1 protein-coding gene is annotated in these 306 nt (G+C 71.9%); it reads right to left on the reverse strand.

What is annotated here, in order from left to right; all coding sequences use genetic code 11:
* A partial coding sequence (locus H926_RS35065; RefSeq protein ID WP_043610682.1) for a cobaltochelatase subunit CobN occupies positions 1–306 on the reverse strand: 306 nt, incomplete at both ends.

Consider the following 306-nt stretch of genomic DNA (forward strand, 5'->3'; position numbering starts at 1 on the left):
AGGGCCGGCGGCAGTTGCGCCAGCGCGGCGCGATAGGCGGCCAGAGGAAACGCCAAAGTCTCGTGGCCAAGCCGGCGGGCTAGGTCACCAGGCGGCGCCACCGCATACCCAGCGTTGGCCAGATCGGCGAGCAGCGCTGTGGTAGAAGCCAAAGCATCAAGGCCCACCGCATGGGCCATGGCATGCGCCTTGCCCGGATAAGTGGACAGCACCAAGGCCAGGCGCCGCTGCGCCACGGGGCGCCGGGCCAGCGCGATCCAGCCCGCCACCCGCGCCACGATGGCGTCGATCCGCGCCGGATCGGGC

The organism is Novosphingobium sp. B-7, assembly GCF_000410615.1.
Classification (GTDB): Bacteria; Pseudomonadota; Alphaproteobacteria; order Sphingomonadales; family Sphingomonadaceae; genus Novosphingobium; species Novosphingobium capsulatum.